The organism is Larkinella terrae, assembly GCF_009668025.1.
Lineage (GTDB): Bacteria > Bacteroidota > Bacteroidia > Cytophagales > Spirosomataceae > Larkinella > Larkinella terrae.
On record NZ_WJXZ01000012.1, the window covers coordinates 282443 to 298795 of the forward strand.

Below are 16353 nucleotides of genomic sequence, written 5' to 3' on the forward strand. Positions count from 1 at the left end.
CGGTTTTTTTCGGGTATTTTTTAAAGAAGTCCACTAACTTTCGCCGAAATAGGTAAACATGACTTTACACGAGTTTATTCAATTGGCGCTGGCCGAAGACGTTGGCGACGGCGATCACACTTCCTTATCGACCATTCCGGCCGATGCGCAGAAACGCGCCCGGCTGCTGGTGAAGCAGGATGGTATTCTGGCCGGTGTTGAGGTAGCCCAGGCGGTTTTTCACGAAGTGGACCCGGACTTGCAGGTGCATATCAACATTGAGGATGGCCAGCCCATTCATTACGGCGATATTGTGCTGACGGTTGACGGCCGGGCGCAGTCGATTCTGAAAGCGGAGCGGCTCGTTCTGAATTGCATGCAGCGCATGAGCGGGATTGCCACCCACACCCGAACGATGGTGAATCTGCTGGAAGGCACCAAAACCAAATTGCTGGATACGCGGAAGACAACGCCGAATTTCCGGATTTGTGAAAAAATGGCGGTTAAAATTGGCGGTGCTTTCAATCACCGCATCGGTTTATACGACATGATTCTGATCAAAGATAACCACATCGACTACGCGGGCGGCATTACAGCCGCCGTCACCAAAGCCGTCCAGTACCTGGAAACCACGGGCCGGTCGCTGCCGGTTGAGGTGGAAGTCCGGAACCAGTCGGAAGTAGAAGAAGTGCTGCGCATCGGGCACGTAAGCCGGATGTTGCTGGATAATTTTGAACCGGCGGTGTTAAAAAAGATGGTGGAGCTAATCGACGGGCGAATCATCACGGAAGCCTCGGGCGGTATTGACGAAAATAACCTGCGCGCCTATGCCGAAACCGGCGTCGATTACATCTCGTCCGGCGCCCTGACCCACCAGGTCAGAAGCCTCGACATGAGCTTAAAAGCATATTAACCTCACTATGGCAACGATCCCACTTACATTAGATGAAGAAATCCGGCAGATCGGCTACATCAGCCGCTCGACGCCGAAAGATAAACAGGTTTTGATGGACGAAATCCGGCGGATGAAAAAGGAGAAAAACGCCGTGATTCTCGCCCACTATTACGTCGATGGTGACATTCAGGATCTCGCCGATTACATTGGTGACAGCCTCGGTTTGTCGCAGCAGGCAGCCGCCACCGACGCCGAGATGATTGTGTTCTGCGGGGTGCATTTCATGGGCGAAACCGCCAAGATTCTGTCGCCCGACAAGAAAGTCGTTATTCCGGACATGAACGCCGGTTGCTCACTGGCGGATTCGGCCCCGGCGGATGAATTTGCGGCATTCAAGGCGAAATACCCGGATCACATCGTGATCAGTTACATCAACTGTTCGGCCGAAATCAAGGCGTTATCGGATATTATCTGCACGTCGTCGAACGCCGTGAAGATTGTCGAAAGCCTGCCGAAAGACCAGAAGATTATCTTTGCGCCGGACGCCAACCTCGGGCGGTTTGTGGCCAAGAAAACCGGTCGGGAGCTGGTGTTGTGGGATGGCGCCTGCATCGTTCACATCGATATTTCGCAGGAAAAACTGGCAGCTTTGCGGCAGAAATACCCTGAAGCGAAATTCATCGCCCACCCCGAATGCCAGGAACACATTCTGAGTCAGGCCGATTTTGTGGGTTCGACAACGGCGCTGTTGAAATACGTAAAGGAGCAACCCGACGAGGTGTTTATTGTCGGCACGGAAGCCGGGATTCTGCACAAGATGAAGCAGTCGGTTCCGAACAAGAAAATCATTCCGGCCCCGGCCAGCGAAAACAACACCTGCGCCTGTTCGGAATGCCCATACATGAAAATGAACACGCTCGAAAAGCTGTACAATACGTTGTATTACGAAAAACCGGAGATTTTTGTCCCGGAAGACATTCGTGTCAAAGCCGAGGCATCGGTTTTGCGGATGCTGGAGATGAGTAAGGGATTGTAAAATAATCTGCTAATGAAAGACTTACTGGAGAAATACACGCAGTTAAGTGACGATCATCAGAAAGAGGTGATTGATTTCATTAATTTTCTCCTGAATAAGCAGGAAAAGCCCAATTCGTTTGATGTACAGGCATACCGTCAGGAAATACAATCCGTATCGGTTTGGTCGGATCATGACCTGGCTCCTATTTTGGAGTCTAAAGCTCAAATTGACAACTGGAAACCGAACGAATGGTAATTGACACCAGCCGTGATTAAGGGTTTATAAACAGTAAAATTATGGAATTGACCGTCCAAGTTAGCTTTGAGGAACTGCTTCAAGCCATTAAAAAGCTATCGCCAGAAGAGAAGAAGGCCTTGCAAGTCGCATTAGCTACGGAACCGGCCAAAAAACGAAAATTTGGTACCATGAAAGGTCTTATTACCTATATGGCAGATGATTTTGACGCGCCATTAGACGATTTTAAGGCTATATAGAGTAAGCTCATTTTATTCCTAATGCATAAAACTTCTTTAATTATTTCCCAGCATTATAAATAATTATGTTTTCAAATAGAAACAAAACGGCTATATATTTCCGAGGTCTTTATATAAAAGACATCAAAGGATTTATTGGGGATTTTGAAATCTATTTTAGAAGTAAAACTGGATCTCCTGTTCAATGGACTGTTTTACTAGGTAACAATAATACAGGAAAAACCACAATTCTTAAGCTATTAGCCTCCATATCCTACCCTAATATTTTATCTGGTTACACAGATAAATATCGACAAAAGTACAGAATGCCTTTTTATGAAATAAGTAACACTGATAAAAGGAAAAAGGATAGGATAGAATCTCAAAGTGTCTTTAAATGGCTAAACATTGATGAAAAAGAAATAATGATAGGACCTAATCTATTTTTTCCTTTTTTTGATTTTTCTTTTTTCGTAAGGCGAGTTAAAAATTCTAATAATATAATAGATTTAGATAGCCTTAATAGGCAAAATTTCACTATAGAGTCTGAGTACACTTTCAATTTACTAAAAGAATATTCTGAGAGCTTGATTATATTTGCTTATGGTATACATAGAAAAATATCAGAAACAAATATATCAGACGATAAACTGACCCCGTCTACGTCTAATTTATTTGAAGATACTGATTTACTAAATTTCGAGGAATGGTTTCTTCAAACTGATTACGCTACAAGATTAGGTAGTGAGGAAACTAAGAAAAAGGCAGAAGTGCAGTTAAAAAAAATAAAAGAAATTATTATTGAAAGTAAAATTCTGCCAGATTTAAAAGACATTAGAGCAAGTTCTACAGAAAATTTAAAATCATTTGTTGAAATTAAATCAGGCCGATCTTGGGTAAAGATTAAAGAATTAGGTTATGGTTACCAAGCTACAATAGCTTGGCTTACTGATTTATGCAAACGAATGTTTGAATGTCATTCAAATTTAAATAATCCTTTACATGGCCCGGCAATTGTTCTAGTTGATGAAATAGATTTACATTTACACCCAGAATGGCAAAGAAAAATTATTAAATACTTAAGTATTTTATTTCCCAATATACAATTTATAGTTACTGCACACAGTCCTTTGATCGTTCAATCTGCAGAAAATATAAATTTAGTAATGCTTGAGAGAGACGACGTGGCAGGAAGTATAAACATCCGTCAACAGTTTGGCTCATTTCAGGGCTGGACAGTTGAGGAGATTTTGCGCGAATTGATGGATTTGGGTGATAAAACCCGTTCTGATCGCTTTCTTGAGTTATTAAAAGTATTTGAAAATGGCTTAGATGAAGGAAGTTATGAAAAAGCTAAAATAGCTTATGATGAACTTGATAAAATTCTGCACCCGGCCAGCAGCCAGCGTAAACTTCTCAGCATTCAACTTTCTACATTAGTTCCGGCATGATTAAACTCCGCTCCGTCCCCATTCCGCCGGAATTGACAGAAGAACGAAAAAAAACTTTAACCGACGAGTACAAAGTTACTGAAAAAGCCGTCTGGCAGAAGGATTTCATCTGCGACCCACTTCTTGAAATGACGCACGGAAAATGTTGTTTTTCTGAATGTAAGTTGAACGAAGAAGGCAAATATGATGAAGTAGAGCATTTTCATCCGAAAAGCTTATACCCTGATGAAGTTGTTAGTTGGGACAACCTTTTACCAATTAATAAAGCGTGCAATATTGCTAAAGGTGACCACGACACTAAGGCTGAACCAATTATAAATCCTCGTTTCGATGACCCTAAAATACATCTTTATTTTAAAGGTTATCGGTTTTATCCCAAAACCGAATTAGGCAAAAAGACAATAGATGTCGTTGGATTAAATGACTGGACGATGTGGGTAACTCCCAGGTTTGAAATTGGTAAGCATATTATTGAACTACTTGAGAGTATTCTGGATCAAACACGGACCTTTTTTTCCATTGGACCTCAAACAGTTCTACGCAGAAACCGCTTACTATCTAGATTAAGAGGTTTAATGATTGAAGGAACTGAGAAATATGCATACAGTGCAACAGTTGCGACGGTATTACTGAATGAAGAATGCTACCAAGAGATCAAGTCTCTTTTTGAGGCTAACGGCTTATGGAGCGATGAACTTCAGAATCTAGAAGATCAAATTTCTTTGTGTGCTTTAGATATTACGAATAAATAGTTTTTCCATGCCCCAACACTTCGATTTCCTCGTCATTGGTTCCGGAATTGCCGGACTGAGTTACGCTACTAAACTGGCGATTCATTTTGAAGAAACCGGTCGGCCCGTCCGAATTGCCGTGATCACGAAAGTCCGCGCCGATGAGACCAACACCAAATACGCGCAGGGCGGGATTGCCGCCGTCTGGGCCGAGGAAGATTCGTTCGAGAAACACATCGAGGACACCATGATTGCGGGTGATTTCCTGAGCAAACGCGAGGTGGTCGAGATTGTGGTGCGGGAAGCGCCGGAGCGGATTCGCGAACTGATCGACTACGGCACCCGGTTTGACAAGGAATCCGACGGCGACTACGACCTCGCCCGCGAAGGCGGCCACTCCGACCACCGGATTCTGCATTTCAAGGACATTACCGGCGCCGAAATCGAACGGGCCTTGCTCGAAAAAGCCCAGTCGCTGCCTGCCATTCAGATTTTTACGCACTACTACGCCGTCGATCTGATCACGCGGCACCACCTTGGCGAAACCGTCCACCGTTATGACACCGACAACCGCTGTTTCGGGGCTTACGTGCTGGATACGCAAACCGGGCGGGTCGAGATGTTTCTGGCAAAAACCACCCTGCTGGCCACCGGCGGCATCGGCAACGTCTACCAAAGCACGACCAATCCGACCATTGCGACCGGCGACGGCATTGCGATGGCCTACCGCGCCAAGTCGATCTGCAAGGACATGGAATTCATCCAGTTCCATCCGACGGCTCTGTATGAACCGGGCAAAAAACCGAGTTTCCTGATTTCAGAAGCCGTACGCGGTTTTGGCGGTATTCTGAAAAATATGAAGGGCGAGACCTTCATGGAGCAGTACGACGAACGCCTGTCGCTGGCTCCGCGCGACATCGTGGCCCGCGCCATCGACTCCGAAATGAAGAAATCCGGTGATCCGCACGTCTACCTGGACGTGACGCACTGCGATTACGAGAAATTTGTCGAGCATTTCCCCAACATTACGGCCTACTGCCTGGATAATCTGGGGATTGATATCCGGAAAGATTTTATTCCCGTCGTTCCGGCGCAGCATTATCTCTGCGGAGGCATCAAGGTTAACGAATACGGGCAAACGAATATCAACTTCCTGTATGCCGCCGGTGAATGTTCCTGCACCGGTTTGCACGGCGCCAACCGACTGGCTTCCAACTCGTTACTTGAAGCAGTGGTTTTCGGACACCGGGCGTATCTGAAAACCGTTGAGCATTTTGAAGAAGCCGCCATTCCCGAAAACCTGCCGGAATGGAACGACGCCGGAACGACACACCCCGAAGAGCTCGTCCTGGTGACGGAAATGCAGCGCGAACTGGAGTCGATTATGTCGACCTACGTCGGAATTGTGCGTACCAACCGCCGGATGAAGCGGGCCGTAGACCGGCTGGAACTCATTTACCTGGAACACGAAGAACTCTACCGGCAGTCGAAAGTGTCGAACCGGATTTGCGAACTGCGGAACATGATTGAAGTGGCGTATTTAGTGATCAAAGCCGCCATGGCCCGGCACGACAACCGGGGGCTGCATTACAACGTGGATCTGGAGAGGCAAAATTAGACGTCTACTTCGCCGGTTTCGGGTTCGGCATCGGCCGGGTGACCGTGCAGCACTTCGAGCAGTTCCTTGATCTGGTACACCGATTTGTTGTAGCGGTTTCCCAGCATGATAATCACGAAATCGTCTTTCGGGCTGAACCAGAAAATGCTGTTGTAACCTTTCCACCAGCCGGTGTGGTAAATGTATTCCGGCTGGTTCTGGTTGTTGACGTACATCCGAAAACCGTATCCGTAATTTTTCGTGCCCTTGCGTTCGAAACTGCGAGGCAGAAAAGCCTGGGCCAGCAGTGATTTCGGGAGCAGGCAGTCGCCATTGAGGGCCCGATACCACTTGAACAAATCGCCAACCGTCGAGTAGATCCCCTTGTCGCCCACCACGTTATCGTAGTAATCCTTCGGAATCCGGCGGTTCCACTGATAACCGGCTGTGCGGTATTGGTTGATGGAATCATTGCGGGTGGTCGAGACCCAGGTATTGCGCATGCCGAGCGGTTCAAAAATATTTTTCTTGGCAAACTGGTCGAACGATAGGCCCGTAATTTTCTCAATAATAGCCGCCAGCACGCAGTAATTGGTGTTGCTGTAACTGAACGTCCGGCCCGGAATGTTGTAGCGCTGGGGCGTCGGATGCACGTTGGCAAACCAGTGCATGATTTCGGTATTGGTCGGATACGGTTTTTCAAACTTGTAAAAATTCGTCCGCATGCTGTCTTCAAACGCGTACGCATAGTTGGGCAAACCGCTCCGGTGCGACAGCAGGTTTTCGATCGAAATACCGTGATACGGAAAATCCGGGAAGAATTTTTGAATCGTATCGGTCAGGTTCAGTTTTTTGGCATCGATCAGCTTGAGGGTAGCCACGGCGGTGAACGTCTTGGAGAGCGACGCCAGTTGAAACTTGGAATTTTCGTTGAGCGAATCGCGGGAAGAACGCTCGAAATGCGCCAGTCCGAACGAATTCCGGTAGAGCACCACGCCCTTTTGCGCGATCAGCACGTTGCCGTTAAAACCGGCACGGACTTTTCCACGAATAATTTCTTCGATCCGCTGAATTTTTGCCTCGGCACCGATTTGCTGCCGGATGGCCCGCTCTTCGGCGGCACTCAGCTTCTGCTCCTCCGCGCAATTGTGCATGGCGTTCGCCGAACGCTTCAATTTTTTGTCCTCACTCGAATCGCACCCGACAATGATAAAGACGGCAATAATTCCTGCCCAAATTCCCGAAACTCTCATTCCAATACGTTGATATGCACTGACACTTTCCCGACTTCCATTCCACCCGAATGGTTTGGTAACAAAAATACATTTTTTACCACGACGGCAATGGGAATTTTAGCAAAGCGTCAGGATTTTACCTGCCCGGACCGCCCCCAACTCCCTGAAGGGGGCTTTTAGCATGGTAGAGGCCCCTTCAGGGATTGGGGGCATTTTTCAGTATTTGTAATCCCTCAGCTCTTCTTTTTCCAGCTTGCCAAAGGCTTTCAGCATCTTATTCCGATCAAATTCATTCTCGTTGTTGGCGATAAAAATCGTCGCCACGGTATTGCCGATGATGTTGGTGATCGAGCGGGCTTCCGACATAAACCGGTCGACACCCAGCAGCAGCGCCAGCCCTTCGACCGGGATGACGTGAACCGCCGTCAGCGTCGATGCCAGCACAATAAAACCGCTCCCCGTCACGCCCGCAGCGCCTTTCGACGTCAGCATCAGAATGCCAATGATGGTCAGTTCCTGCCCCAGCGTCAAATCCACACTGAAAACCTGCGCCAGAAAAATCGTGGCCATCGACAGATAAATGGTTGTTCCGTCCAGATTGAACGAATAGCCCGCCGGAATAACCAGCCCCACCACCGAGCGCGAGCAGCCCATATTTTCCAGTTTGTCCATCACCTGCGGCAGGGCCGACTCCGACGACGAGGTTCCGAAAACGATCAGCAGTTCCTCCTTGATGTACTTCAAAACGCTCCACAAACTAACGCGGTAATACCGGAGAATCAGGTTCAAAACCACAAAAATGAACAGGAACATGGTCATGTAGACGGTTCCCATCAATTTCGCCAGCGGTAAAAGCGTCGCCAGACCAAACTTACCGACGGTGTAAGCCATCCCGCCCAACGCACCCAGCGGAGCCAGTTTCATGACCACGTTCAGGATGTTGAAAAACACCCGCGACAGCTTTTCGAAGGTGTGAATCAGCGAATGACCGCGCTCGCCCATACGCGTCAGGCCGACGCCGAAGAGAACGGAAAAAACCAGCACCTGAAGAATTTCGCCCTCGGCAAAGGCTTTGATGGCGTTGTCGGGCACGACATGCAGAAAAAACTTGACCCAATCCATGTCCTTCCCCTGCGCCGTATACGCCGAAACATCCCCGCCTTTCAGTGAAGCCGCCTGAATTCCCGCACCCGGTTTTACCCAGTTGGCGATAATTATGCCGATCACGAGCGCGACCGTGGTTACAATTTCGAAATACAACAGCGCCTTCCCTCCTACGCGGCCAACCTTTTTCAAATCGCCCATATTGCTGATTCCCAATACAATGGTGAGGAAAATAATGGGCGCAATCACCATCTTGATCAGGTTGATGAACAAGTCGCCGAGGGGTTTGAGCTTGGCCGCCGTTGTCGGGAAAAAGTGGCCGATCAGCACCCCGAGCGTAATCGCGACCAATACGCGGAACGTCAGGTTGTTTAGAATTTTACGCATGCGAAAGAGGAAAGGGTTTGTCGTTTAAAGTTTATAGGCAACAATTAACTGACCGACAAAATATATCAATCAATTAAGTATCAGAACGATACCAAAATATCAGCCCACGGTTTAAACCGTGGGGCAAGGGATAAATTATCATTCTTGTCGAACCGTTTTAACGGTTTTTGTTCATTCAGATTTCTTGCGCGATCCTACGGTTGAAACTGTGGGCTGATATATGACTTAACCGGTTTTACTCAACTCTAAACGATCCGCTTTAAACTTGAAAACCGCCTTACAACTGCTGTTTCTGGAGCACCGGTTCCAGCACTTTCCAGACGTTTTCGGCTACGATCTTGTGGCCCTCCGCAGTGGGATGAATGCCGTCGGCCTGGTTCAGTTTCGGAATACCGGCCACATCGTCGAGCAGAAACGGAATCAGCGCGGCCTTGTTCTTCCGGGACAAGTCAATAAAAATCCGGTAAAACTGCCCCGAATAATCGGGTCCGAGATTCGGCGGAATGTGCATCCCCGCAATCACGATCTGGGCCTGCGGACTTTTCAACTTAACCGTGTCGAGAATCGCCTGGAGGTTTTTCTTCGAATCGTCGAGGGGAATACCGCGCAAACCGTCGTTGGCTCCCAATTCGAGCACAAACACGTCAACGGGTTTGTTCAGCACCCAGCTAATGCGGCTTTTGCCACCAGCGGTCGTCTCACCGCTTACTCCGGCGTTAACAACCTGATAATCAAACCCGGCGGTTTTCGCTTTTTCGCCGACCAGCGCCGGAAACGCTTCTGCCGGATCCAGTCCGTAGCCTGCTGTCAGGCTGTTGCCGAAGAACAGAATGGTTTTTTTGCGGTTTTCTTCGACCGGTTTTGACGTGCTGTCGGCAGCAGCCGGTTTTTGGTCCTGCGTCTGACTCGTTTCGGTTTTGGAATTACACCCGGCTACGCATAAAGTCAGCAGCAATCCGGCCATCCAGCCGTTGTAATTCGTCTTTATTTTCAGTAAATTCATTGGTTAACGCAATTTTCAGGATGAAGTTCCGGCCTCTTTCAAACAAAAATAACGGTAATTTATCCATTTAGCCCCATTTCCGGCCCTTTATCAAATTTTCCGCCCGGCGGGGTGAATAAAAGGGTGATGAATTGGTTATGTAACCATTCCGTTAAGCTATTCATTTATGAGCATTCTGCGTGCCGAAAACCTGACAAAAACCTACCAGAGTGGCGGTCGAACATTAACCGTTTTGAACTCGGTCAGTTTTGAAATTCAACCCGGTGATACTTTTTCCATTGTTGGCCCCTCGGGAAGCGGCAAAACCACGCTGCTGGGCCTGTGTGCCGGGCTCGATCGGGCGTCTTCGGGCAGTATTTACCTGAATAACATTAAATTAGATACCCTCAGCGAAGACGAACGGGCGGCAGTCCGCAACCAGTACGTCGGCTTTATTTTTCAGAATTTTCAACTTTTGCCGACCCTGACGGCCCTCGAAAACGTGATGGTTCCATTGGAACTACGGGGCGAAAAACGGGTTGGAAAAACCGCTCAGGAGTTGCTGGACCGCGTTGGTCTGGGCCAGCGCGGCCACCATTATCCGACGCAATTGTCGGGGGGAGAACAGCAGCGGGTTTCGCTGGCGCGGGCGTTTGCCAACCGGCCCAAAATCCTGTTTGCCGACGAACCCACCGGCAACCTCGACGCCGATACCAGCGCCACGGTCGTTGACCTGATTTTTGAACTCAACCGCGAAGCAGGAACCACCCTGGTGTTGGTGACGCACGACCTCGAACTGGCGTCCCGCACGCAACGCATCATCCGCATCAAAGGCGGCAATCTGGTGTCGGATACCCTGACCGAAAACCGCATCGCAACGAACTAATGGATCGGGAACTACCCAACATAAAACCGCCCCGGACTTCAATTCTTGATCCGTGGCTGTGGAAAATGGCCTGGCGCGACAGCCGCCGGAGTCGGCAACGGCTGTTTTTGTTCATGTCGGCCATTGTGCTGGGCATTGCGGCCCTGGTCGCTATCAATTCCTTCGGCGATAACCTCTCCCGGAGCGTCGATGAACAGGCCCGTGAACTGATCGGCGCCGACCTGGTGCTGTCGTCGGGCAAAGAAGCCAGTAAACAAACCGAAGCTTTTCTGGCGAAAATCAGCCCTGAGCGCAGCCGGGAAGTAGCGTTTCCATCGATGGTTTTCTTTCCGCGTTCGCAGGGCGTCCGGCTGGCGCAGGTGAAGGCACTTCAGGGTAAATTTCCGTATTACGGCGCCTGGGAAACCCTGCCTGCCGATGCGGTTTCGCGGTTTCGGAAAGCGAGCCAAAACCGGGAACGGATCGCGCTGGTCGACGACGCCCTGCTGATTCAGTTGAACGCCAAACCGGGTGATTCGGTGAAAGTCGGCAAGCTGATGTTTTACGTCGCGGGCCGGGTGATGAAAATTCCCGGCCAGTCGGCGGTTTCGACCACGGTGGCACCCACGGTTTTTATTCCGCATGTTTTTCTTCCGGAAACCGGTTTGCTGCAGCGCGGCAGCCGGGCGACCTACCGCTCCTATTACCAATTTGAACCCGGCACCGACGTCGACAAATACGTCAAAAGCATTTCGGACCGTCTCGACAAGTTGGGCATCAATTCCGATACGGTTACGGAACGCAAGGAACAAACCGGCCGGGCTTTCGCCGATCTGACGAAATTCCTGAATCTGGTCGCGTTTGTCGCCCTGTTGCTGGGCTGCGTGGGGGTTGCCAGCGCCGTGCATCTGTACGTCAAGGAGAAGGTTTCGTCGGTGGCGGTTTTGCGTTGCCTGGGCGCGAGCGGTCGGCAGGCGTTTTTGATTTACCTCATCCAGACTTCGCTGATGGGCTTTCTGGGCGCACTCCTCGGTGCGGTTTTGGGCTCGGTGGTCCAATTGATCCTTCCGGCGGTTTTCGGCAGTTTTCTGCCGGTCGAAGTCGTCACGGTTATTTCCTGGAAAGCCGTTGGGCAGGGCGTCGGCGCGGGTCTGGTCATTGCTATTCTGTTTGCGTTGCTGCCTTTGCTGGTCATTCGTAAAATCGCTCCGCTGCGCACACTCCGCAGTTCCTACGACGACGATGTGACCGGGCGCGATCCGCTCCAGTGGGCGGTTTACGGCCTGATTATTCTGTCGATTACCGGTTTTGCGTACTGGCAGATCCGCGACTGGAAAACGGCGGTCGGTTTTACGGTGGGTCTGGCGTTTGCCTTTGGCGTGTTGACCGGAATTGGCCAGTTGCTGATGTTTCTGGTGCGCCGGTTTTTCCCGGTTTCGTGGAGTTACATCTGGCGACAGAGTTTGGCGAATTTGTATCGACCTCATAATCAGACGCTCATTCTGGTCATTTCGATTGGTCTGGGCGCGTTTCTGATCGCAACCTTATACTTAACCCAAACGCTTTTGTTGAGCCGGGTACAGCTTTCGGCCAGCGGCAATCAGGCCAATATGGTGTTGTTCGACATCCAGAACGAGCAGAAGGCCGGGGTGCAGGAGCTGGTGAAGCAACACAAACTGCCGGTTTTGCAGAACGTGCCGATGGTAACCATGCGGTTGACCGAAATCAACGGCCGCTCGGTGGAAGCCATTCAGAAAGATACCAGTTCCAAAATTCCGGATTGGGCGCTGACCCGCGAATACCGCGTCACGTACCGCGACTCGCTCATCAGTTCAGAAAAACTGGCCACCGGAAAACCACCCTACCGAACCGGTCAAAGCATCTACGTTTCCCTGGAAAAACCGTATCTGGAGCGGATGAAGCTGAAATTGGGCGATAAGCTGACGTTCAATGTGCAGGGACAGCTCATTCCGACCATCGTCGGTGGAACCCGCGAGGTAGACTGGAACCGCGTTCAGACGAATTTCCTGATTGTGTTTCCCACGGGCACACTGGAACAGGCTCCGCAGTTTCATGTCCTGATGACGCGCGTCGGCGATACGCAACAATCCGCCCTGTTCCAGCGCGATCTGGTGACGCATTTCCCCAACGTTTCGGCGATTGACCTTGGCCTGATCCTGCAAACGATCGACGAAGTGTTGGAAAAAGTTTCGTTCGTGATCCGGTTTATGGCCTTGTTCAGCATCATTACCGGTTTACTGGTCTTGAGTAGTTCGGTCATTATCAGCAAATACCAGCGCATTCAGGAGAGTGTGTTGCTGCGAACGCTTGGCGCCAACCGTCGCCAGATTCTGCTCATTACGCTGATCGAATACCTGTTTCTGGGTCTGCTGGCGGCTTTTTCGGGCATTGTTCTCGCGCTCTTCGGAACCTGGGCGCTGGCTTATTTCATCTTCGAAGTGGCCTTTACGCCCAATTTCATCCCGCTTCTGGCGGTCGTCGGCATCGTCACCGGCCTAACCATCCTCATCGGTCTGTTCAACAGCCGCGGAGTGCTGGTGCGTCCGCCATTGGAAGTGCTGCGGGCAGAGGGGTGAGGGCAGAGGGTTTGGGGCAGAGTGTCCGGGCCCGGTTTTTCCCTATGCCCTTACCCCTCTGCCCTTTTAATTTCCTTTGACGATCCGGACGGTTCTGGTCTGCGTGGGGGTACTGACCCGGAGCAGCAGCAAGCCCGCCGAATGCCCCGTTACAGGCAGCGTTTGCCGCTCCAGGGACTGCGCCTGTTCGACTGAACGCTCGCTGATCAGTCGTCCGTACAAATCGCTTAGTTGCAGGTGCAGAGCCTGACCGCTCGCAGATCGATTTCCTGTACCAAATACTGTTAATTCTTTGCCAACTGGTGCTTTTTTTGTAAAAAAGCAGGGAGCAGAGTGTAAATAACCCCGCCCTCTCTGCCCCTGTTACTCACTTCGTAACGACTTCACCGGATTCATCAGGGCGGCTTTGATGGTTTGGAAACTGACGGTTAGGAGGGCAATGCCAAGGGCCAGCAAACCGGCTACAGCGAATACCCACCATTGAATCTCGGTTCGGTACACGAAGTTTTCCAGCCAGCGGCTCATGGCGTACCAGGCAAGCGGGCTGGCGATGACCAACGCAATCAGCACCAGTTTCAGGAAATCCCGGGAAAGCAGCGTGACGATACTAGCCACGGACGCGCCCAGCACTTTGCGAATCCCTATTTCTTTCGTGCGCTGTTCGGCAGTAAATGCGGTTAGCCCAAACAGACCGAGACTGGAAACGAGGATCGTCAGGATGGCAAAGCAGAGAATAATCCGGCCGATGCGTTGTTCGGACTGGTACTGTGCGTCCAGGTCCTGATCCACAAAACCGTAGCTGAGCGGATAATCGGTTTTCATTTTTTTATACTCTTCCGCGATCTCCGACAGCGTATGCGCCACCAAACCGGGTCTGGTTTTCACCAGCAGATTAAAATAGAATTCCTTTGGCCGAAATCGCAGGATGAATGGCTGAATGCCGACGTGCAGCGATCGAAAATGGAAATCTTTCAGAACGCCGATGATCAGACCGTCCGTCCCCCAGAATTTGACCCGTTTTCCCAGGGCGCTCGCGGGCGTCCAGCCCATGCGTTTGGCGGCTGTTTCGTTGATGATATAAGCTCCCAGTTTGGACAACGTATCGGAGGTAATCCGGGCGGAGAAATTCCGACCGGCCGCCAGCGACATCCCGGCGGTTTTTATAAAATCGGCATCGACGTTCATCTGCGTAATCAAAAATTCATCTTTCGGCCGCTGCCCTTCCCATTCGATGACGGTGCTGTTGTTCATGTTCACCAGGTTGCTCGTCGTAACCGATGCCTGCACGACGCCCGGCAGTTGCTCAACGCCGGTTTTGAACTGCTGCGCCTTTCCCCGCATCTCGCCTTTGAGTCGGACATACAGCAACTGCGATTTATCAAATCCCAGTCGGGTCTGTTGGATGAAGGAAAGTTGCCGGTAAATCACGACGGTACTGATTGCCAGCGTAATCGACAATACAAATTGGCCTACCACCAGCGATTGCCGAAAACCCCGGCCAGCCTGAACGTTGGAAAAGTGGCCCGCAATCCCGGTTTTCAGAACACTGATTGGTCGGAACGAAGACAGGAAAAAAGCCGGATAGAGGCCCGTCAACAGGCTGACAATCCCCGTTAAACTGACCATCGTTAGCCAGAAAGCCGGAAGCTGATACGGAATTTGCAGGTTTTTACCGGCCAACCCGTTGAATACCGGCAACAAAGCCTCGGCCAGCAGGCCAGCCAACAGCATCGAAACTGCGGTCATCAATGCCGCTTCGCCCAAAAACTGGGCGACCAGGCTCGTCCGTTTCGCTCCTATACTTTTTCGAACGCCCACTTCTTTGGCCCGTTGCGACGCCCGTGCCGTGGCTAGATTGATGAAATTAATCACCGCAATCAACAACACAATCAGTCCTACGGTGACAAAAATGCGGATGTAGGCGATGTCGCTGCGTCGGCCATAATCGGTTTCGAACGCAAATTTCGAATAGAGATAGATCTCCGACAGCGGTTGTAATAACAGGGGCGTTTCGTTACCCGAATCGTAGCGTTTGAGTTGGCTGCGGACTTTCCCGGCAAACGTCGCGGGATCGACCGGCGCACCCGCGGCATCCGGTTTTAACTGCACGTACGTGTGGTAACTGTTGCTGTTCCATTTCATACTCCATTCGTCGTAGCGTTCGAGCCACTTGAACGGCATCAGAATTTCAAACTCCATGTGCGACTGAACCGGCGGATTTTGCACCACGCCCACCAGCATGAGCGTCTGCTCGTTATTGAGTTTGAATGATTGACCCAGAATGTTTTTCTGCCGCCAGTTTGTTCCAAAAAACCGCTCGGCCGTAGCCTCGCTGAGAATGACCTCGTCGGGCGCGCGAAAAACCGTGTTGGGGTTTCCCAGAAGTAACTGGTAACTAAACAGTCCGAAAAAGCTGGGGTCAACCACCAGCATTTGATTCGATTCCACCGACTGGTTTCCCTGACTCAGCAAGCCACTCCACCGCCCGACGCGGCTCACCCGTTCCACCTCCGGAAAATCCTTCGTGAGCGTTGCGGCCAGCGGCCCGGGCGTTGCGGCCACATCAAAAACCCCTTCGGGTTGCTTCTGTTTTTCGACCAAGCGGTAAATATGGTCGAAGTTGGCATTGAAACGATCGAAATTCAGTTCATCGAAAACGTACAGGGCAATCATCAGGCAGCAGGCCATCCCGACCGCCAATCCGCCAATGTTGATGAACGAATAGACTTTGTTCTTGACCAGGTGCCGCAGGGCGATTTTAAAATAATTTCGGATCATATCAGGGTGAAAACTAGAACGTTGAAAATCAGATTCCCCTTTTCGACGTCGGCGCACCAACGGTGGTAAAACCGATATAACATTGAGCAGATACCGCAAAACCGCCTGCGTTTTGCCGGATCTCCGATACCAATACACGTATAATTCTTCCAAATCACCTTCAACTTCTTCCAGCGTTTCCGACGGATGAAGCCAGGTCAAAAGACGTTGCGCCCAGCGGGGTGGCTTTGGGTTTGTTTGCATAGGGTTAAGGGCGTTGGG

The 16353-nt window shown here is 50.4% G+C and carries 13 protein-coding genes and 1 pseudogene; 9 read left to right on the plus strand and 5 right to left on the minus strand.

All coding sequences use genetic code 11. The annotated features are described in order from the left end of the window. The first annotated feature begins 58 nt into the window (after positions 1-58). The 7 genes from nadC (at position 59) to nadB (ending at position 6165) form a co-directional block, all read left to right on the plus strand. A complete protein-coding gene (gene nadC / locus GJJ30_RS19625; protein WP_154176874.1) occupies positions 59-892 on the plus strand; it encodes a carboxylating nicotinate-nucleotide diphosphorylase in 834 nt (277 codons plus the stop codon). Between the two features lie 94 nt (positions 893-986). Beyond that, positions 987-1910 carry a quinolinate synthase NadA gene (nadA, locus tag GJJ30_RS19630; RefSeq protein ID WP_498071983.1) on the plus strand — a complete coding sequence of 308 codons (924 nt, stop codon included), beginning with the start codon at positions 987-989 and terminating at the stop codon, positions 1908-1910. Positions 1911-1922: 12 nt separating this feature from the next. After that, a complete protein-coding gene (locus GJJ30_RS19635) occupies positions 1923-2147 on the plus strand; it encodes a DUF2281 domain-containing protein (protein ID WP_154176875.1) in 225 nt (74 codons plus the stop codon). A gap of 41 nt (positions 2148-2188) precedes the next feature. Next, on the plus strand, positions 2189-2386 hold the full coding sequence (locus GJJ30_RS19640; RefSeq protein ID WP_154176876.1) for a DUF2281 domain-containing protein: 198 nt from the start codon (positions 2189-2191) through the stop codon (positions 2384-2386). Between the two features lie 65 nt (positions 2387-2451). Further along, positions 2452-3816 carry an AAA family ATPase gene (locus GJJ30_RS19645; protein ID WP_154176877.1) on the plus strand — a complete coding sequence of 455 codons (1365 nt, stop codon included), beginning with the start codon at positions 2452-2454 and terminating at the stop codon, positions 3814-3816. Next, complete coding sequence (locus GJJ30_RS19650; protein WP_154176878.1) at positions 3813-4568, plus strand: HNH endonuclease family protein; 756 nt, start codon at positions 3813-3815, stop codon at positions 4566-4568. Before GJJ30_RS19645 ends, GJJ30_RS19650 begins: the two co-directional genes overlap by 4 nt. Positions 4569-4575: 7 nt before the next feature. Further along, entirely contained in the window at positions 4576-6165 is a 1590-nt protein-coding gene (gene nadB, locus GJJ30_RS19655; protein WP_154176879.1) for an L-aspartate oxidase, read from the plus strand. Here the strand turns inward: nadB and GJJ30_RS19660 are convergent. The 3 genes from GJJ30_RS19660 to GJJ30_RS19670 form a co-directional block, all read right to left on the minus strand. Next, the gene (locus GJJ30_RS19660; protein ID WP_229313257.1) at positions 6162-7397 is read right to left on the minus strand and encodes a serine hydrolase domain-containing protein; all 1236 of its coding nucleotides are present in this window, start codon (positions 7395-7397) and stop codon (positions 6162-6164) included. The genes nadB and GJJ30_RS19660 overlap by 4 nt on opposite strands. A 198-nt stretch (positions 7398-7595) precedes the next feature. Beyond that, complete coding sequence (locus tag GJJ30_RS19665; RefSeq protein WP_154176880.1) at positions 7596-8870, minus strand: dicarboxylate/amino acid:cation symporter; 1275 nt, start codon at positions 8868-8870, stop codon at positions 7596-7598. Positions 8871-9147: 277 nt separating this feature from the next. After that, complete coding sequence (locus GJJ30_RS19670; RefSeq protein WP_229313259.1) at positions 9148-9873, minus strand: arylesterase; 726 nt, start codon at positions 9871-9873, stop codon at positions 9148-9150. A gap of 166 nt (positions 9874-10039) precedes the next feature. On the opposite strand from GJJ30_RS19670, the gene GJJ30_RS19675 reads away from it, so the two are divergent. Continuing rightward, a complete protein-coding gene (locus GJJ30_RS19675; RefSeq protein ID WP_154176881.1) occupies positions 10040-10738 on the plus strand; it encodes an ABC transporter ATP-binding protein in 699 nt (232 codons plus the stop codon). Positions 10739-10803: 65 nt separating this feature from the next. Beyond that, positions 10804-13314: an ABC transporter permease gene (locus GJJ30_RS19680; protein ID WP_154177059.1), complete on the plus strand. Its 2511-nt coding sequence runs from the start codon at positions 10804-10806 to the stop codon at positions 13312-13314. Between the two features lie 66 nt (positions 13315-13380). On the opposite strand, the pseudogene GJJ30_RS19685 reads toward GJJ30_RS19680, so the two are convergent. After that, positions 13381-13560, minus strand: a pseudogene (locus GJJ30_RS19685) (T9SS type A sorting domain-containing protein); the annotation flags it as partial. 117 nt (positions 13561-13677) lie between these two features. Then, positions 13678-16335: an ABC transporter permease gene (locus GJJ30_RS19690; RefSeq protein ID WP_229313261.1), complete on the minus strand. Its 2658-nt coding sequence runs from the start codon at positions 16333-16335 to the stop codon at positions 13678-13680. Between the last annotated feature and the right edge of the window lie 18 nt (positions 16336-16353).